This is a genomic window from Deinococcus taeanensis, assembly GCF_020229735.1.
Lineage (GTDB): Bacteria > Deinococcota > Deinococci > Deinococcales > Deinococcaceae > Deinococcus > Deinococcus taeanensis.
In genome coordinates this window covers 1509428-1527512 of record NZ_CP083455.1, presented here as the reverse complement: position 1 = coordinate 1527512, position 18085 = coordinate 1509428, and the positions used below count along the sequence as shown (strand labels likewise).

Sequence of the window (18085 nt, the reverse complement as noted above, 5' to 3'; positions counted from 1 at the left end):
ACACATTCCCCTGATGACTGCCCTGCTGCTCGGCGCAGCCGGCGCGCAGACCGTTGAACTGCGCATCCTCGAAACGACCGACCTGCACACCAGCGCCCTCGGGTACGACTACTACCAGGACAAGCCCACGGGCGAGTTCGGCCTGGAGTACACCGCCACGCTCGTGCAGAACGCCCGCAAGGAAAAGCGCAACAGTCTGCTGTTCGACAACGGCGACCTGATCCAGGGCAACCCCCTGGGTGACTTCGTGGCCCGGGTCAACCCCCTCGCCGAAGGGCAGCGTCACCCCATGCACGCGGCCATGGCCGTGCTCGGCTACGACGCCGGGAACCTCGGCAACCACGAGTTCAACTACGGCCTGCCGTTCCTGAACAAGGTGCTGAAGGCCGCGCCCATGCCGTACGTCAGTGCCAACGTGTACGTTGACGACGGCGACGGCAACCCCAACAATGACAGGAACGCCTTCACGCCGTACCTGATTCAGCGCAAGCTGGTGTTCGACACCACCGGGCGCCCCTACTACATCAACGTGGGCGTCATCGGCCTGCTGCCCCCGCAGATCATGGCGTGGGACAAGGCGAACCTGGACGGCAAGGTCACCACGCGTGACATGGTCGAAACGGCCCGCAAGTTCATTCCTCAGATGAAGGCGCAGGGCGCGGACATCATTGTGGCCATCGCGCACAGCGGCATCAACGCCGACTACGTGCCCGGCGCAGAGAACGCCGTGACCGAACTGACCAAGGTGCCTGGCCTGGACGTGGTGCTGTCCGGGCACAGCCACCAGGAGTTCCCGGGACCGGTGTACAAGAGCATCCCTGGCGCAGACATCACCAAGGGCACCATCAACGGCAAGGCCGTCGTGATGGCCGGCTTCTGGGGCAACGACCTGGGGATTATCGACCTGAAACTGAACTACGACCGCAAAACCCAGAAGTGGAGCATTCAGGACACCCAGTCCGCCGTGCGGCCCATCTGGGACAAGGCCGCCAAGAAGAACCTGGTGCAGCCCGACGCGCGCATCGCCGCGGCCGTCAAGCAGGCGCACGAGGGCACCCTGGCGTACGTGCGCGGCAAGGTTGCCGACCTGACCGCGCCGATCAACTCGTACTGGGCGCTGGTGCAGGATGACCCCAGCGTGCAGCTGGTCAGCAACGCCCAGATCGCGTACGTGAAGAACGCGCTGAGCAGCACCCAGTACAAGGACCTGCCGGTGCTATCGGCGGCCGCGCCGTTCAAGGCTGGGGGCCGCGCGGGGGCGAGTTACTACACCGATATTCCCGCCGGAACGCTCGCCATCAAGAACGTCGCGGATCTGTACGTGTACCCGAATACTGTTCAGGCCGTGGTCGTTACGGGAGCGCAGGTGCAGGAGTGGCTGGAGCGCAGCGCCGGTCAGTTCAAGCGGATCGACCCCAGCAAGACCGAGCCGCAGGCGCTGGTCGATGAAAGCTTCCCCACGTACAACTTTGACGTGATCGACGGCGTGACCTACGAGATCGACGTGACCCAGCCCAGCCGGTACAACAGCAAGGGCGAGGTGGTCGATGCCGGAGCGCACCGCATCAGGAACCTGATGTACCAGGGCAAGCCCATCGACCCGGCCCAGAAGTTCGTGGTCGCCACCAACAACTACCGTGCGAGCGGCGGCGGGTCCTTCCCGGGTCTGACTGGAAAGAACATCGTGTTGCAGGCCCCCGACGAAACCCGTCAGGCGCTCATCGGCTACTTCAACGCGCAGAAGACTGTGAACCCCACGGCGGACGGCAACTGGAAGCTGACGCCTGTTCCCGGCGTGACCCTGCTGTACACCAGCAGCCCGAACGCGCAGAAGTACCTGCCGGCTGGCGCCACGCTGGTCCGGACCCGCGAGGACGGTTTCGCGGAATACAACATCAGATTCTGAGCTGAGTGCTGCCGGGCCGCCCCACGGTGCTGGGGCGGCCCGCTTTGTGCGCTGCTGGGGGCTGTGAGGGTGCACGTGGCAGTCTGGACAGGTGTTGGAACTGTTTCCATTGACAGGCCGAAAACAGCAGTGTACGCTGGCTTCATCAGTAATCGAATACGTGGAACCGCTTCATGGAAAGCGGGCCGGGCCTGTCCGGCGCCCACCAAGGGGGATGCATGAAAAAAGTCATCGCACTTATCACTCTTACCGCCGCCATCACCGCCACCAGCAACGCCAGCGCCGTGACCCTGACCCTCGCCTGCGGCGCCGTGGGCCAGGAACTCCAGCTGTGTAAGGATGGCGCCGCCCGCTGGGCCAAAAAGACCGGCAACGAAGTCAAGATCTTCGAAAGCCCCAACCTCACCAACGACCGCCTTGGCCTGTACCAGCAGCAGCTGGCCGCCAAGAGCAGCGATATCGACGTATACCAGCTTGACGTCGTCTGGCCCGGCCTGCTCTCCCAGCACTTCGTGGACCTGAAAGGCAAGGTGCCCGCCGCTGAGGTGAGCGCCCACTTTAAAGGCATCATCGACGCCAACACCGTCAACGGCAAACTCGTGGCGCTCCCCTGGTTCACCGATGCCGGGCTGCTGTACTACCGCACCGACCTCCTCAAGAAATACGGCTTTACCGCCGCGCCCAAAACCTGGACTGAAATGGCCCTGATGGCCAAGAAAATCCAGGACGGCGAACGCAAGAGCAACAAAGCCTTCACCGGCTTCGTCTTCCAGGGCAAGAACTACGAAGGCCTCACCTGCGACGCCCTCGAATGGGTCGTGTCCTTCGGCGGCGGCACCATCGTCGACAGCACCGGCAAGGTCACCATCAACAACCCCCAGGCCGCCAAGGCCCTCGACACTGCCGCCAGCTGGATCAAGAGCATCAGCCCCGCCGGCGTCACCACGTACGACGAGGAAGCAGCCCGCGGCATCTTCCAGGCCGGCAACGCCGCGTTCATGCGCAACTGGCCCTACGCCTGGGCCCTCGGGCAGGGCAAGGACAGCAAGGTCGCCGGGAAGATCGGCGTCGCGCCCCTCCCCAGCGGCGGCAGCCGCAACGCCGCCACGCTCGGCGGCTGGCAGCTCGGCGTGAGCGCGTACTCCAAGAACCAGGCCGCCGCGATTGACCTCGTGCGCTACCTCGCCGGTCCCCAGGAGCAGAAGGTCCGCGCGATCGAAGGCGCCTACAACCCCACCATCCAGAGCCTCTACAAGGACCAGGACGTCCTGAAGGCCAACCCCTTCTTCGGCAGCCTGTACAGCGTGTTCACCAGCGCCGTGGCCCGCCCCTCCGGCCCCACCAAAGGCAAGTACAACCAGGTGTCCCAGGCCTTCAGCTCCACCGTCAGCGACGTGCTGAACGGCAAGAGCAAAGGCCAGGCCGCCGTGGCGAAACTCGCCGGTGACATCAACCGCATCAAGGGCCGCGGCTGGTAAGCGTCCGCCGCCTCACCCAGGCCTGACCGGGGGACGCCCACCACAGGGCGTCCCCCTTGACCTTGCCTCTTCATTCATTCACCGGCCTCAAGCGCCCTATGGCCTACACTGAACCCACCTTTCAGCACCCCCTGGATCAGTCTGGCCGCGCTCAGCACCCCCAACCCCACACTTCACGACACACCGAAGGAGGGCTTCCGGAATATGACCGTCAAGGCTTCTACTCCCGTCCAGCCGGTGCGCGCCCGCGGTATCGAAGCCGCCCGCGCGCGGCAGGCCATCTGGCTGCTGCTGCCCACACTGATTGCTATCGCGCTGGTCGCCGGGTACCCCCTGTACCGCACCTTCTACTTCTCGCTGTTCGAAGCCAACCTGACCTCCCCGGACCAGCGCAGCTTCGTTGGCCTGGGTAACTTCTGGTTCACCACCGAAGACGGCGTCGCCCTGGGCTTCCTGCAGGACCCCAAATGGTGGGGCGCCGTGAAGAACACCCTGCTGTTCACGGTGGTGTCCGTCTTCCTGGAAACCGTGTTCGGCATGATCATCGCCCTCGTCGTCAACAGTGCGTTTAAGGGCCGCGCCGTGCTGCGAACCGCCATGCTGGTTCCCTGGGCCATTCCCACCGTTGTGTCCGCGCAGATGTGGGCGTACCTGTACAACGACTCCTTCGGCCTGATCGGCCGCGGCATCCTGGGCGGCCAGGCCGTCCTGGCCAACACCGATACCGCCATCTGGGCGCTGATTGCGGTGGACGTCTGGAAGACCACGTCCTTCATGGCGCTGCTGATCCTGGCCGGTCTGCAGAGCCTCCCCGGTGACATGTACGAAGCGGCCGATATGGACGGCGCCAGCAAATGGACCCAGTTCTGGCGCCTGACCCTGCCCCTGCTGCGCCCCGCGCTGCTCGTCGCCCTGGTGTTCCGCAGCCTCGACGCGCTGCGCGTATTCGACATCATGTCCGTGATGCTCGGCAACGTGAATGCCGCCACCACCAGCATGACCGGCTACGCCCGCCAGGCACTGATCGACAACCAGCTGCTGGGTCTCGGCAGCGCCGTGAGCGTCGCCGTGTTCGTGCTGATCATGGTGATTGTCGTCATCTACGTCACCGCGTTCCGCGTGAAATTCGACTGAGGGAGAGGGCCGCGCATGAACCTGAAAACCACCAACCCCGCCCTGTACTACCTGCAACGCACCGCGTTCTACCTGCTGGTCCTGGTGATCGCCGCGTACCTGCTCGCGCCCTTCTTCTGGGCGGTGCTGACCAGCCTGCGTGCCCCCGGCGACCTGTTCCTCGCGCCCGGCGATTTCATCGCTGCCAAGACCACCTTCAGCAACTACACGCAGGTGTTCTCCAACCCGAACTTCCAGCGCGGCCTGCTGTACTCCGTGGTGGTTGCCGTCGGGTCCGTCCTGATCAGCCTGCTGCTCGGCAGCTTCGCCGCCTACGCCCTGGGCCGCTTCAAATTCAAGGGCAAGACCATGGTGTTGTACGTGATCCTGGCAGTCAGCGTGTTCCCGCAGATCGCTGTGCTCAGCGGCCTGTACACCCTGATCAACAACCTGAACCTGTACAACAACCCCCTGGGCTTGATCCTCTCTTACCTGATCTTCACCATTCCGTTCACCGTGTGGGTCCTGACCAGTTTCGTGCGCGACATTCCCGGGGAACTTGAGGAAGCGGCCCTTGTGGACGGCGCCTCGCCTCTGCAGACGCTGTTTCAGGTGCTGTTCCCGGTCATGATGCCCGCCCTCGTCACCACGGGGCTGCTGGCGTTCATCAACGCCTGGAACGAGTACCTGTTCGCGCTGACCTTCACCAGCACGAACCGGACCGTCCCCGTGGTGATTGCCAACTACTCCGGCGCCACGCAATTCGACCAGCCGTGGGGGCCGATCATGGCTGCCAGCATCGTCGTGACCGTGCCGCTCATCATCCTGGTGCTTGTGTTCCAGCGCAACATCGTGTCCGGCCTGACTGCAGGCGCAGTCAAAGGCTGACCAGCCGGAGCCTGCACAGCTCGCGCGCCGACCCAAGCGGTCGGCGCGCCTTTCATCTGCTCCGCGCCTGCATGGATGAGCAGGCTGACGCAGAGTCCCGCCCGGCCCGGCCCCTTCCGGCGGCCGTGAGCCGGCTCAGTTCAGGTGCGCCGCGTTGTCCGGCCCGCTGCCGTACATGCCGGCCACGTCACGCAGCAGCTGCCGCGCGAGCGCCAGCAGCTCGTCCTCTCCGGTGACCTCCAGGCGGAACACACCACTCACCCCGTACTCGCCCTGAAACGCGCCCTCCAGGCGGCGCACACGGATGAACACCTCGCACAAGCCCAGCCGCAGCCACGCCGCGTGAAAGCTGCCCAGCGGTGCGGGCCGCAGGCGCGCGTCCGGGTCCGCCGTGAAATCCAGCGTCACGTTGTTCAGCGGCAGACCCGGCCCGCTCGCCGTGCGCAGCGCATGGTACAGCGCGTGCAGGAACGCCTCGCAGGTCCGCTGCTCGGCCTGCCGGGCCTGCGCGTGGCGGCGCACGGCGCGCTGAACGTCATCGAACTCACCCACTGTGCCCTCCGGTCAGGCCCAGATGCCGAAGGTTCACCGGACCCTCAGCTCATACGCAGCGTCACGGGTCCCGGTGCCCAGCTTGCGCAGCAGGTCCTCTTGCACCAGCCGGCGCAGGGTGCGCCACGCCTGCTGTGTGCTCACGCCGCACACCTGTCTCAGGTCCACGTTCCGGACCTGCCCCCGTTCGCGGGCCAGGGCCAGCGCAATGGCGCGGACCTCAGCGGCGCTCGGACCATTCACGTCCCGCCGGACGCGGGCGGCCCGCGGCGGCGCAGCTGCCGGCGCAGTCCGCGCCAGCTCATGAAGCTCACTGCGCTCGGCGCCTCCCGCGCCAGCTGCCCCGGGCAAGGCCGGCGCAGGGGGCGTGGGGACGGCGCGGCCCAGGGCGCAGCGGACCTCTTCGCTCAGCAGGTACGCGATGCCGCGGCCCACGCCAGCCCGGACGATCAGGCCGTGTTCCTCCATGCCCCGCAGCAGCCGTGGCGTACGGTCCTCAGCGAGCTGCAGCGCCCGGGCAAGCGCGGCGCGGGTCGCTTCGCCCTCGCGGGCCAGCAGGCTCAGGACGATCAGCACGTCCAGCGACAGGGTCTGCATGTCTTCCTGCTTCCTCGCCACGAAACGCACGAACTCCGCGTCGAAGCCCGGGGAGTGCAGGGCCAGCGTCACCGAATCCGGGTACGTGGTGTACTCCGGCGGTTCCTTGCCGTGCCGCAGCATCAGGGAGTACATCTTGTCCACGCCCACGCCCGCGCGCTCCACGAGGCCCAGGCGGGCCAGGGATTCGGCCAGCAGCGGATTGCGCCGCTTCGGCTGGTGGCGCAGGATGTTCCCCGGCGTGATGCCGCCGGGCAGACCGCCCGGGTTCATGATCTCCAGCCGGTCCGGATAGTGATGCACGTGCACCGCGTCGCGCAGCATGTAATCCCGGTGCGTCAGGGCGTTCAGCAGCGCCTCGCGGTACACCACCTCATCCTGATCCCACACCTCCACCCGGAACAGCCCCACCTGAACCGGCGTGAAGCGGTTTCGGGCCTGGATCAGCTCGGCAAGTCGCGTCAGGAGGGACGGAATGGGACGCAGCAGGTCCTCACGGAACTGAAACTCCACGTCCGCCGTCTGGTGATGGTAGAAGCACACCTCTGCCTGCGGCACGTGCGCGCGCAGGGCCGCGGGCGTGCCGGCCAGCAGAATGGCCGCGAGCGTGGGGCGCAGCGCCCCGCCGCTCGGCACGAGCAGCCCCAGCTCCCGCAGAAAATCCAGGTCCGGGAGGTTCGACGCGCTCGCCCGGCGGCCCAGCCCGCGCAGGCGCGCCACCTCTGCCGGATCCAGGTCGGCGAGTGACGCATCTGGAGGTACCGTCGCCGTGAAATCCTGGTCTGCAACCGGTTCCGCCTCGGACGGCGCGACCGGCACGAGGTGAGCGCCGTCCCAGGCGATCACGGAGCCGTCGGGCGCAGCCAGCACGTACGGGGCGTGCGGCACGAACACGGCCAGCACCCTCGCCCCGCCCGGTAGGCGGTGATGCTGCACGTTCACCGTCAGGCGCCCGCCCGACAGTTCAAAGATGGCGTGCGTGACCATCAGGGGGTGTAGCTCCCCGGCGTCCCGCTCGGCGCCTGGCCGGTCCAGGATGTCCACGCCAACCAGCACCGTGCCGCCCCGCGCATTTGCGAGGCCCACCGCGTACCGCGCAAGGTCCTGGGGACTCACGTTCAGGGGCAGGTGAATGCAGGTGGGTCCCGCGGGAGGCAAGACCCCCAGCGGCGAGATGGCGTCCGTCGCGTCCAGCGTCACAACCGGGCAGTATACCCTGCCGCGTCAGGCAGAGGCCGCCACCAGAAACGCTCAATCTGCGCTGCGGGGCCGTCCAGCCACACCAGAGCGGCGCGGCGCCCCACACCCCACACCACGGCCACCTGCCCGTAGGCATAGCCGAGCCGCACGGCCTCCTGCAGCGGCGTACCCCGCACAATCAGGGTGTCCTCCCGCCAGGGCCCTTCCGCGTTCCAGCCGGGCAGGGGAGACCAGCAGGCCACCTCACGGTGCAGGGCCGCCTGGGCCTGCGCGTTCTGCCCGGCGGGCACCCGCTGTGCCTGCGGATTCCAGGCGGTCAGGATGGCCCACGGCTGACCCGGAGCACTCCACGCGGGCCGGGAGGCGGGGCCGGTCACGCACAGCTGTCCCCGTGCGCCGGCGCAGCCGTAGGAGGACGCCAGGAACGCCTCCCGGAGGGTCGCGGAACGCACGCCCGTCAGCGGGCCACGGTGGCCATCAGATTCATGATCTGAGCGTTGCGCAGCCGCAACACCAGACTCACCTTCTGCCCGGCCCTGAAGGTGCCGCCCAGCACCACCCGGTACCCGGTGTCCTGCCCGAGCACCAGCGTGCCCGACACCGGAATGGACGTCACCACCTCGCAGCGCGGCGTGCAGCGCATCAGCCGCGCGCGCCCCACGCTGCTCCAAACGCCCATCAGTTCATCGGCGCGCGGCAGTTTCAGCGCCCCTACCACCAGCGCGCCCCCATGCGTGGCTTTCAGCGACACAGTGGCGGGCGTCGCGCCCCGCCCCTGCCCGAGTGAGAGGGCCAGCACCAGCGCGGCGTTCACAGCGCCACGGCGAACAGCGGCGCTGTTCATTCGTCACTTCCTTCCGGGCTCCCGTCCACAGCGTCGGACGATGGTGCGTCCAGGTCCGCGGCGGCATCCACACTGGTTTTCATCAGTTCCCTCAGCACGCTCGTGGCAAAACTGCCCTTCGGCAGCGTGAACGCCACCGTGTACCCGTCCTCCTCAGGGTGTACGGAGGCGTCTTCCAGAAAAATGCGGGTCAGGCGACGGTCCCCCTTGCGCGAGGAGAACATCGCGGGCGTGAGCCCCAGGGCCGCCAGCGCCTGCTGCTCAAGCTCGCCGGCTGCGCCGGTCAGCGGCTTGACTTTCCGCCCGAACAGCGTGCCGGTGGCGCTCACCTCGCCCCGCTCGGCGCGCGCAGACTCCGCCTGGGGATCCTGCACCATGAAAACGCCGCCCGTGTCGTGCTTCTTCGCCATGTCACCCTCCAGCAGGCCAGCGAACAGCCCACCCTGCAGGCGCAGGCTCACAAAGCCGTTAAAGACAGTGCTCTGAAGCGCCGTGGTCAGAAACCGCCGCACCCGCGGGTCCTTCACGCGCGACTCACCGCGCACGACGCGCAGGCCCTCCTCGGCGTTCAGGCCGCCCAGCCCGAACCGCTGCGGCCCGAAGTAGTTCGGCACGCCCCGCGCCGTCAGGACATCCAGGATCCCGGCGGCCTGCGCCGCCTGCCCCTGCGCCTCACGGACGCGCACCACGAAGCGGTTCCCCCGGAGGTGGCCCATGGCCAGCTTATTGCCGTGCCGGGTCACGTTCAGAATCCGCACCCCTTCCAGGCTGAGGGACGGCAGGCGCGCCTCGGCTCTGGCGGGCAGGCTCAGCCACTGGGTGGTGACGGCGTGGCGGTCCTTGAGCCCGGCGACCCCCACATCCCGGTCGCGGACACCTAGCTGCGCGCACAGTTCGCGCACCACATGGGCCGTGGTGTGCCCCGTCTTCTCCAGCTGCACAAACACGTACTCGCCCTCCCCGGACAGGGCGTACGCGGGCACCTCTTCCACGCGGAAATCCGCAGCTTCACGCCGCAGAACTCCGCCGGTTCCCGGTCCATCCGTCAGGGCGCGCAGCGCCGACCAGTCAAACACCAGACTCACGATCCGATCACCATAGCCCGGCAGCGCGAGATTGGCGTGAGAACTCTGGGATTCCTCAGGTCAGCTCAATCAGGCGGTGCCTGGGGAGGGGCCGCTCAGTTCAGGACCCGGTCCTCGGCCCGGGCCGGGGGCGTCCAGTCCGCGCGGAACAGGCGCGTCACGTCGCCGCGGGCCGGCGCGTACCACACGCGCACGCCCGAATCCCGTTCGGTCACGGGCAGCAGCGCCTCCTGCCCGGCCCGCAACTCCCGCAGCACCTCCCCGGACGGGCCACGCACCGACAGCCACGCGTTCACGCCCGCCGGGGACCACCCGGCCAGCCGCAGCGGCCCGCCCGACACGTTGCGCAGGAACGCGCCCTGCTTGCCCAGCGTGACGCTCAGCTCCGGCCAGTCGGGCGTCACGGCGCGTTTCCAGCGCGCACCGAACCCGAGGGCGGCCGGAACAGGCCGCGTCCGGAACAATGCCGAGGCCACCAGCCCACCCGCGCCGCACAGCAGCGTCATGACCGCCGCCACAAACGCCAGTGGGTCTGCGCCCCCACGCAGCACATTCACGCTGAGCGCCGCGCCGATCACCCCCGCCACCACCGGCCACCCCACCCCCGGACGAACCCGGGCCGGAAGGAACGCCGCCGGCCAGTACTCGGCCAGCAGCAGCAGCGCCGCCCCCACGCCGAACAGCGCCGGAACGTCCAGCAGCGGCGCCAGCAGCAGCGCCCCCACCCCCGGCACCGTCCACCAGGTGACGCGCGGCACCTGCTGCCGGCGGGCCGCCTGACCCACACGGACCAGCCAGTACGCGCACAGCGCCCCCAGGGCCAGGGCGAGCGGGCCAGTCAGGTCACCGGCGGTCTGCGGGCCCAGGGTCAGACGCCCCCACCTTTCTTGTGGCGGCCCAGACCGGCGGCCACGCCCCCACCCGCGCCCGGCAGGGGCGGCGTCACCGGCGCGGCGCCCGGGTGGGCCAGCACGCCCGGTTGCCCATGCCGCTCCACCTCGAAGGCCAGGTGTCCGATCTCATCTTTCAGCAGGCCCGTCCAGGCGGTCTGCACGGCGTTCAGGCTGCCGGGCATGGCAAACACCACGGCGCCGCGCACCAGGCCCGCAACGGCCCGTGACAGCATGGCCGCGCCCCCCACCTGCTGGAAGCTGAGCATCCGGAACAGCTCCCCGAACCCCGGAATGGGCTTGGTGATCAGGGACTCCACGACCGGCACCGTCACGTCCCGCCCGGTAATGCCGGTGCCGCCGCTGGACAGCACCACGGTCGCTTCCCGCGTGAACGCCACGAGGGCCGAGCGGATCTCCAGGGCGTCGTCCTTCACCACGCGGTAGGCGACGACCTGATGCCCGCCGGCTTCCAGCTGCGCGATGAGGTACTGGCCGCTGGTGTCGGTCTCCGGAGTGCGGGTGTCGCTGACCGTCAGGACCGCCACGCGCACCGAGCGGGGCGAGACGTCACGGTGGGACCCGGCGGACCCGGCCTGCACCGGGCTGAGTTCGGCGGTGGGCTCAGGGCGACCGTGAGGTTCCGTCATGCGGTCAGCATAATGCGCCCGGCGCGGGTGTGCTCACGCATCTCCACTCCCACGGCCGGCACTCAGGACGCTGCGCGCTCCATCCGGCAGGGCCGTGAAATCTGCCCGGCGCAGGCCCGCGCGCGGCCGACCCAGGGTCAGGGCCAGAAACACGCGGGCCTGCTGTTCGAGGAACTCCCGGTAGCCGTCATCGTGACCGCTGCGCACGCACTCCAGGGCCAGCAGGTTCAACTGGTCTTCAAGCTGCCGCAGCGCCAGGTGCCGTGCGGCGTGCACCCCGCTGTTTCCGATGGTGTCGCGCAGCGCCTCCAGGCGTTCCGGCTGGCGCATCAGCGTGCGGGCTGCGCGACGCACGTTCGGGTCGTCGAGGGTCAGGGTGCAGGCCCGGCAGGGCTGTTCCCGGCTGGCCTCCCCGCAGACCGGGCAGGGCCGCCAGCCCTGCTCCTCACGCCACTTGCGGGCGCGGGTGATGGCCTCGGCGGCCCGCAGCGCCGCGCTTTTCAGGTCGTCCGGGACGTCCTGCACGAGTTGCCGGGCGCGCGCGCGGTCCGGCGCGGGCAGGGGAGAGACGGCCGCCGGCGGCGTGGGTTCCCGGACCGTGCCCACACTGAAACGGATTTCGGTCAGTGGCGCGTCGGGCAGCAGGGCGTTCAGCGCCTTCAGGAAGTGGTGGCGCTGCATGCTCAGGTGATGCGCGGTGGCGCTGTCACGGACCTCCACGAACAGGGTCGTGCCCTGCTGCGTGCGCGGCCGGGTCATGCGCGCAATGTCCGGGCCGACCGCCTGCGGCCACAGCAGAATGGCGCGCGCCCGCCGAATCCCGTACGTGAGTTTCGCGCTGCCCAGCGTGGCGCCCATCAGGTCGCCCAGGCGCAGCGGGCCGCTCATGCGCCGGCCGCGGCTCACGCGCCCACCCCCGCCACGCCCGTGGGTTCCAGTGTGGTCTCCGGCGCCGCCGGGTCGTCGGGCGTGAAGCGCCCGGAGTGGGCGCGCAGCGTGAGGGCCGCGCCGGGGGCGCGGTCGGTGCCGGTCACGATGGCCTGCGGCACGCTGCCCGCCAGGTCCAGCAGAAACGCCCGGCGGCCCGGGTCGAGTTCCGCGGAGAAATCATCAATCAGCAGCACGGGCCGCTCCCCGAACCGCTCGGCGAGCAGCTCCAGTTCCGCGCGGCGCAGCGCGAGCGCGACCGTGCGGCCCTCGCCGCGGCTGGCGTACTCGCTGGCCGGGAAATCGCCCAGCGTCAGCACGAGGTCGTCGCGGTGGGGGCCGGTCACGGTGCTGCCGCGCGCGAGTTCCTCGGCGCGGCGCGACGCCAGGTCGTGGGCGTACGTTTCGGGCGTGGTGGATTCCGTGAGACTCAGCGTGAGCGGCTTGCGGCTGCCCAGCGCGGCGTTCGCCTCGGCGGCCAGTTCGTTCAGGCGCACCAGGGCCCGGCGGCGCACCGCCATGATCTCGCTGCCCAGGCGCACGAGCGCTTCATCCCAGACGTGCATGGCCCATTCCTCCCCGCCGCGCAGCGCCGCGTTGCGCTGCGACACGGTCCGCTCGTACCGCGCGAGGTGCTCGGCGTACCGCGCGCTGATGCGTGAGAGCAGCGAATCCAGAAACGCCCGGCGGCCCGACGGGGACCCGAACACCAGTTCGCTGTCCTCTGGCCGGATCCACACCGCGCTGCCACGCGGCAGGTCCCCCGTGCGCACGCGCACGCCATCGAGCTTCAGCTGCCGCCGCCCGCGCCCCAGGCCCACCTCCTGCACGCTCAGGCTCCCGGCGGACTCCAGGTCGGCGCGCACGTACGCTTCCGTTTCGCCCTGCTGCACCAGCTGCTCCAGGCGCGTGACGTCCGTCTGTCCGGTCAGGGCCAGGTACGCGGCTTCAAGAAGGTTCGTCTTTCCGGCCCCGTTCTCCCCGAACACGCCCGTCACGCCCGCCGGGAACTGCAGCGTGCACGGCGCAAGATTCCGGTAATTCAGGGTGGAAAGCGAGTCCAGACGCACCCACCCATTCTAGGCGCCCGCAGCTTCTGGACAGGGGGGGCGGCCCCAATCCCCTGAGCGCGCCGCGCACGGTAGGCTGGCGCCATGCCTGACGCGCCCCCCGCCCTGACCGTGGAGACCCTGAACGCCCTGGGTGAGGGTCACCTGCCCGGCCTGATCGGCATCCGGTTCACCCACGCCGAGCCGGGCCTGCTGCGCAGCGAACTGACCGTCCGGCCCGAACTGCTCGCCCCAAACGGCTTCCTGCACGCCGCAAGCGTGATCGCCCTGGCCGACACCACCTGCGGGTACGGCACGCGCATGCTGCTGCCCGACGCGGCCAGCGGCTTCACGACCATTGAACTCAAGAGCAACCACCTCGGGACCGCCCGGGAGGGAACCGTTACCTGTGAGGCGCGCAAGGTGCACGCCGGGCGCACCACGCAGGTCTGGGACGCCGAGGTGCGTGATCCCAGCGGCAAACCCATGGCCCTGTTCCGCTGCACCCAGGCCGTGCTGTACCCCCGCTGACGTGCCCGGCGCCCACACCTTCCTGACCCACCGCGACCCCCTGACCCGGCAGGTGGCGCGCGCCTACGCGCAGGGCGCTTTCCTGATGGACAACGGGGACGGCGTGCAGTTCTACAGCGTCGAGAGGCGCGCCCTGGTGCCCCTTACAGAAGCGCAGGGCCTGCACGTGCCCCGGCGGCTGCGCCGCGACCTGAAGCACTTTCAGCTCAGCGTGAACGTCGCCTTTGACGAGGTCGTGCAGGGCTGCCGCGGTCGGCTTCCCGGCAGCCCACCCCGGGACGGCGAGTGGATCAGTGACGAACTTGCCGCGCTGTACCACCACCTGCACGGCACGGGACTGGCCCACTCGTTCGAGGCCTGGCGGAACGGCGAACTGGCCGGCGGGGTGCTGGGCCTGACGCTGGGCGGCGCGTTCATCGCGGAGAGCAAATTCCACCGCCTCACCAACGGCAGCAAGGCGGCGCTGATCGGACTGGCCGGCCACCTGCACGCGCGCGGCTTCACGCTGCTCGACGCGCAGATCCAGAACCCGCACCTCGCCACGCTGGGCGTGCAGGAGGTGAGTGCCGCCACCTACCGCGCGCAACTGCAGGCGGCACTGGCGCTGGCTCCCTCCTTGTAGGCCGCCCCGGGCTTACGGCCCGGCGCCCTCCGGGAACGTGACGGTGAAGATGGTGCCCTGACCCACCTGGGTGTTCACGGTAATCTCCCCGCCGAAATGCCCGGTGACGATGTCATGAATGATGGACAGTCCCAGCCCGGTGCCCTGCCCGACCGGCTTGGTGGTGAACATCGGCTCGAAGATGCGGCCCACGACTCCTTCCGGAATGCCGCTGCCGGTGTCCTCGACCTCCAGGGTCCGCACGGCGCCGCGCTGACCGAAGCGCACCGTGACGTCCGCGCCGGGCGGGCTGGCGTGAATGGCGTTCACGACCAGATTCGTGACCACCTGCGTCAGGCGCCCCGGTTCACCGCGCAGCAGCACGGCGTCACGCGGCTGCTCGAACATGAGGTTCACCCGCGCCGCCCGCGCCTCGTGCGCCAGCATGGTCAGCGTGTCCTCCACCCCGGCGGCCGCATCGAAGACGCGCCGCTCCGTGACCGTGTCGCGCGTGTGCCCGCGGATCTTGCGGATGAAATCGCCGATCCGCGTGAGGTTCCGCTGCGCGGCCTCCACCACTCCGCCCAGCTCCCGCGCGATCTCGCGGTGGTCCGCGTCGGTGACGTCCGCGTGACCCACGGAATCGTGGTACTCCTGCACCAGCCGGGTGGCTTCATGCAGTTCGTTCAGGGTGGCCGCCAGGGGCGTGTTGATCTCGTGCGCGAGCCCGGCCGTGAGCCGGCCCAGGCCTGCGAGCTTCTCGGTGGCGATCAGCTGCGCCTGACTGCTCTTCAGGGCCTCCTCGGCCGCGCGGCGCTCCGTGATGTCCCGCTCGACGCACAGCAGCAGTTCCCGCCCGCCCTGCGTCAACAGTGCGAGGTTGATCTCGACCGGGTAGACGCTGCCGTCCTTGCGCAGGTGCTCGGCCTCGAAGCGCAACTTGCCGTTCTCCCGCACGCGCGCGCGGAAGGCCTCGTCCCCGGCCGGGTCCGCGAGCAGCTCCTGCCCGTTGGGCAGCGACGCGTACGTGCTCATACCGAGCAGTTCCTCGCGCGTGTACCCCCGCATGCGGGCCGCCACCTCATTGCACTGCACGATCGGCATCGTTCCTGCGAAGTCCACCAGCAGCACCCCGTCCGGTGACGCCTCGAACAGCCCCTGGAAGGTCTCGCGGCCCTCCTGAAGGGCCTGTTCGGACTGCACGCGTTCCGTGACGTCCCGGGAGTTCATGACCATGCCGCGCACGTGCGGGTCATCCTGCCGGTTGGTGGCCACCCATTCCAGCCAGCGGTACTCGCCGTCCTGCCGCCGGAAGCGGCTGGTGAGGCGCGCCGTGGCGCCCGCCCCGCCGAACACCGCCCGTGAGAACGCCGCGCGGATCGCGTCGTGCTCGTCCGGGTGCATGTGATTCAGGACGTTTTCACCCAGGACGGCCTCATCGTCGTGGCCCAGCACCTCGCGCATCGCGGGACTCGCGTACAGCAGCGCCCCGACCGGGCTGACCACGGTGAGCAGGTCACTGCTGTGCTGCACCAGCGCCCGGAAACGGCTCTCACTGGCCCGCAGGCGCGCCTCGGCCTGCACCCGCTCGGTTTCATCCTGCACCATCAGCAGCGCCGTGCCGCTCGCCGCGTCAAGAACCTCCGTGGACAGGCGCACGTCCCGCACCTCGCTGGCGCCGCGCCACTGAACCGGGAGGTCACGCACGCCCTGCCCGGCCTGCACTGCGCTGCGCAGCGCCTCGGCCTGCGCGGGATCGGGCCACACCGCGCCGCAGTACAGGCTTCCGCTGCCTTCCAGCGTGCCCTGGGGGGTTCCGGTCAGGGCCATGAAGGCCGGGTTGGCGTTCAGGACCGCGCCACTTTCTGCATGCAGCAGCGCCATGCCCAGCGGGCTGGTCTGAAAGACCTTCTCGAACCGGTCGCGCGCGGCGCGCAGCGCCTCCTCGCTCTGGCGCTGCGCGGTGACGTCCAGCATGACGCCGCCCAGCGACGCGAGGCGCCCGCCTTCCATGATGGGCGTCACCAGGTCGCGCAGCCACACCTCGCGCCCGTCTGCCGCCAGGAACCGGTACTCCAGCGCGAGAGGCTCGCCGGTCGTCATGCTGCGCTCGTGCGCCGCCATCACCCGGTCGCGGTCGTCCGGGTGCAGCCGCGACGCCCACAGGCCCGGCGTGGACAGCCACGCCTGCGGCGTGAACCCCAGCATGGGTGTCAGCCACTCGGACACGAACGTCGCCCGGCGCGTGCGCGGGTCGGCCTGCCACACCACACCCTGCACCAGCGCCGCCAGTCGCGCCAGAATCATCTGCTCCTCAAGGAGGACGGGTTGAGCGTTCACGTTCAGCCCTCCGCGCCCGCCAGTGACAGGGCCGGCCCGGCGGCTTCCAGCACGCGGTTGCGGCCTGCGGCCTTGGCGGCGTACAGGGCACTGTCGGCGCGGGCCAGCAGCGCCGCGCTGGTCGGCACGCTGTGCGCGCCGCCCAGGTCGGTCGCCAGGCCCACGCTGGCGGTCACCTGCACATGCTGGCCGTTCCAGTCCAGGGCCAGCGCGGCGATGCGTTCGCGCAGGCGCTCCGCCAGTATCCGCGCCCCGGCGGGCTCCGTGTGAGGCAGCAGCACCGCGAGTTCCTCTCCGCCGTAGCGGCCGGCCAGATCGGTCGCGCGGACATGGTCGCGCAGCGTGGCGCCCAGCGCGCGCAGCAGCGCGTCGCCCGCCAGGTGTCCATAGGTGTCATTCACGGACTTGAAGTGATCCACGTCGATCAGCATCACGCTGGTCGGGTGGCCGTGCCGGGCACCCAGCTGCAGCGTCTCCTCCAGCCGGCCGGTCCAGGCGCGGCGGTTCATCAGGCCGGTCAGGTCATCGGTGGTGGCCAGTTCAAACAGCTGCACGTTCTGGATCGCCACGGCGGCCTGAGCGGCAAACACTTCCAGCAGCGTGAGGTCCGCATCGGCGGCCGCCTGGGGGTCCAGTTCCACCAGCACGACGCCCACGTTCCGTTCCCCGGCCTGCAGGGGCAGCGCCGTGAGAGGCGTCCGGGCGGGCCGGCCACTGTGGGCGGCCCCGATGATGGCGTTGCGCTCCGCCGTGTCCAGGTCCGGCCACGCGCGGCCCTCAAACCGGCCGGTGGCGACCCGCACCTCGAACACCTGCGCGCCGGGCACCGCCACCAGTCCGCTACCGGTGGACGAGCCGGGCAGGACAGCCACGCACGCGCCAGAAAAGCCCAGGATGCCCTGAAGTTGCAGCAGGATGCCGCGCAGCAGGTCATCCAGGGACTGCAGGCGGTGCAGTTGCGGCGCCGCCTGCAGGATGTGATTCAGGCCGTCTCGCGAGGCCATGATGGCCCGCACGTGCCGGTGCGCCTTCAGGGCGGCGTCCACCCAGACGAGCAGCTTGTCCGGTCCTTCGGACTTGTCGTGATAACCCTGGATGTCCAGGTCCCGCAGCATGTCGCGCGGGGGGCGCTCAGAGGCGTACCCGGTCTGTAGCACCACCTGCAGTTCGTGACCACGAAGGCGCAGTTCCCGCACAACGTCCTCGCCGGTCATGCCGACCATGAAGTAGTCCAGGAGCATCAGGTGAACGTCATGCGCGGCCACGAGCTGCAGCGCCTCCTCACCGTCGGCGGCCGTCAGGACCGTGTGCCCACAGCTGCGCAGGAGCCGCGCGACCGTGCCGCGTAATTCGCCGTCATCGTCCACGACCATCACGGTGTGGCCACTGCTGGTCTGTTGCTGGCTCAGGCGGGCCACAGGGACCTCCGCTGGG

The 18085-nt window shown here is 69.4% G+C and carries 17 protein-coding genes; 6 read left to right on the top strand and 11 right to left on the bottom strand.

Annotated features, from left to right (window positions below):
* The first annotated feature begins 13 nt into the window (after positions 1-13).
* The 4 genes from cpdB to LAJ19_RS07370 all read left to right on the top strand — a co-directional run bounded on the left by cpdB (position 14) and on the right by LAJ19_RS07370 (position 5385).
* Positions 14-1906, top strand: a complete 1893-nt coding sequence (gene cpdB, locus LAJ19_RS07385) for a 2',3'-cyclic-nucleotide 2'-phosphodiesterase (RefSeq protein ID WP_225523223.1) — start codon at positions 14-16, stop codon at positions 1904-1906.
* Positions 1907-2124: 218 nt separating this feature from the next.
* Positions 2125-3384: an ABC transporter substrate-binding protein gene (locus tag LAJ19_RS07380; RefSeq protein WP_225475138.1), complete on the top strand. Its 1260-nt coding sequence runs from the start codon at positions 2125-2127 to the stop codon at positions 3382-3384.
* 204 nt (positions 3385-3588) lie between these two features.
* On the top strand, positions 3589-4518 hold the full coding sequence (locus tag LAJ19_RS07375; RefSeq protein WP_225475137.1) for a carbohydrate ABC transporter permease: 930 nt from the start codon (positions 3589-3591) through the stop codon (positions 4516-4518).
* 15 nt (positions 4519-4533) lie between these two features.
* Positions 4534-5385, top strand: coding sequence for a carbohydrate ABC transporter permease (locus tag LAJ19_RS07370; protein WP_225475136.1), 852 nt, complete (start codon positions 4534-4536; stop codon positions 5383-5385).
* A 135-nt stretch (positions 5386-5520) separates the two neighbouring features.
* Here the strand turns inward: LAJ19_RS07370 and LAJ19_RS07365 are convergent, their stop codons facing one another.
* From LAJ19_RS07365 to recF, 9 genes are all read right to left on the bottom strand, one after another.
* On the bottom strand, positions 5521-5937 hold the full coding sequence (locus tag LAJ19_RS07365; protein WP_225475135.1) for a hypothetical protein: 417 nt from the start codon (positions 5935-5937) through the stop codon (positions 5521-5523).
* Positions 5938-5970: 33 nt separating this feature from the next.
* On the bottom strand, positions 5971-7734 hold the full coding sequence (locus tag LAJ19_RS07360; RefSeq protein WP_225475134.1) for an AlbA family DNA-binding domain-containing protein: 1764 nt from the start codon (positions 7732-7734) through the stop codon (positions 5971-5973).
* On the bottom strand, positions 7731-8186 hold the full coding sequence (locus LAJ19_RS07355; protein ID WP_225475133.1) for a DUF3293 domain-containing protein: 456 nt from the start codon (positions 8184-8186) through the stop codon (positions 7731-7733). The genes LAJ19_RS07360 and LAJ19_RS07355 overlap by 4 nt, the downstream gene beginning before the upstream one ends.
* A 5-nt stretch (positions 8187-8191) precedes the next feature.
* A complete protein-coding gene (locus LAJ19_RS07350; RefSeq protein WP_225475132.1) occupies positions 8192-8578 on the bottom strand; it encodes a hypothetical protein in 387 nt (128 codons plus the stop codon).
* Positions 8575-9663 carry a tRNA pseudouridine(13) synthase TruD gene (truD, locus tag LAJ19_RS07345; protein ID WP_225475131.1) on the bottom strand — a complete coding sequence of 363 codons (1089 nt, stop codon included), beginning with the start codon at positions 9661-9663 and terminating at the stop codon, positions 8575-8577. The genes LAJ19_RS07350 and truD overlap by 4 nt, the downstream gene beginning before the upstream one ends.
* 95 nt (positions 9664-9758) lie before the next feature.
* Positions 9759-10448 carry a hypothetical protein gene (locus LAJ19_RS07340; protein ID WP_225475130.1) on the bottom strand — a complete coding sequence of 230 codons (690 nt, stop codon included), beginning with the start codon at positions 10446-10448 and terminating at the stop codon, positions 9759-9761.
* An 83-nt stretch (positions 10449-10531) separates the two neighbouring features.
* A complete protein-coding gene (locus LAJ19_RS07335) occupies positions 10532-11203 on the bottom strand; it encodes a MogA/MoaB family molybdenum cofactor biosynthesis protein (RefSeq protein WP_225475129.1) in 672 nt (223 codons plus the stop codon).
* A 33-nt stretch (positions 11204-11236) separates the two neighbouring features.
* A complete protein-coding gene (locus LAJ19_RS07330) occupies positions 11237-12109 on the bottom strand; it encodes a DciA family protein (protein WP_225475128.1) in 873 nt (290 codons plus the stop codon).
* Positions 12106-13200, bottom strand: a complete 1095-nt coding sequence (gene recF, locus LAJ19_RS07325) for a DNA replication/repair protein RecF (protein ID WP_225475127.1) — start codon at positions 13198-13200, stop codon at positions 12106-12108. The genes LAJ19_RS07330 and recF overlap by 4 nt, the downstream gene beginning before the upstream one ends.
* A gap of 84 nt (positions 13201-13284) precedes the next feature.
* On the opposite strand from recF, the gene LAJ19_RS07320 reads away from it, so the two are divergent.
* The gene (locus tag LAJ19_RS07320; protein WP_225475126.1) at positions 13285-13710 is read left to right on the top strand and encodes a PaaI family thioesterase; all 426 of its coding nucleotides are present in this window, start codon (positions 13285-13287) and stop codon (positions 13708-13710) included.
* 1 nt (position 13711) lies between these two features.
* Positions 13712-14332 carry a leucyl/phenylalanyl-tRNA--protein transferase gene (gene aat / locus LAJ19_RS07315; RefSeq protein ID WP_225475125.1) on the top strand — a complete coding sequence of 207 codons (621 nt, stop codon included), beginning with the start codon at positions 13712-13714 and terminating at the stop codon, positions 14330-14332.
* Between the two features lie 12 nt (positions 14333-14344).
* Here aat and LAJ19_RS07310 read toward each other — a convergent pair whose 3' ends face one another.
* On the bottom strand, positions 14345-16651 hold the full coding sequence (locus LAJ19_RS07310) for a PAS domain-containing sensor histidine kinase (protein ID WP_225475124.1): 2307 nt from the start codon (positions 16649-16651) through the stop codon (positions 14345-14347).
* A 2-nt stretch (positions 16652-16653) separates the two neighbouring features.
* Positions 16654-18069: a GGDEF domain-containing response regulator gene (locus tag LAJ19_RS07305; protein WP_225475123.1), complete on the bottom strand. Its 1416-nt coding sequence runs from the start codon at positions 18067-18069 to the stop codon at positions 16654-16656.
* Positions 18070-18085 lie beyond the last annotated feature (16 nt).

Bases quoted from the DNA above. Each gene is read 5' to 3' on its own strand.
- cpdB (WP_225523223.1), top strand. From the start codon at position 14: ATGACTGCCCTGCTGCTCGGCGCAGCCGGCGCGCAGACCGTTGAACTG.
- LAJ19_RS07380 (WP_225475138.1), top strand. From the start codon at position 2,125: ATGAAAAAAGTCATCGCACTTATCACTCTTACCGCCGCCATCACCGCC.
- LAJ19_RS07375 (WP_225475137.1), top strand. From the start codon at position 3,589: ATGACCGTCAAGGCTTCTACTCCCGTCCAGCCGGTGCGCGCCCGCGGT.
- LAJ19_RS07370 (WP_225475136.1), top strand. From the start codon at position 4,534: ATGAACCTGAAAACCACCAACCCCGCCCTGTACTACCTGCAACGCACC.
- LAJ19_RS07350 (WP_225475132.1), bottom strand. From the start codon at position 8,578: ATGAACAGCGCCGCTGTTCGCCGTGGCGCTGTGAACGCCGCGCTGGTG.
- LAJ19_RS07335 (WP_225475129.1), bottom strand. From the start codon at position 11,203: ATGACGGAACCTCACGGTCGCCCTGAGCCCACCGCCGAACTCAGCCCG.
- LAJ19_RS07320 (WP_225475126.1), top strand. From the start codon at position 13,285: ATGCCTGACGCGCCCCCCGCCCTGACCGTGGAGACCCTGAACGCCCTG.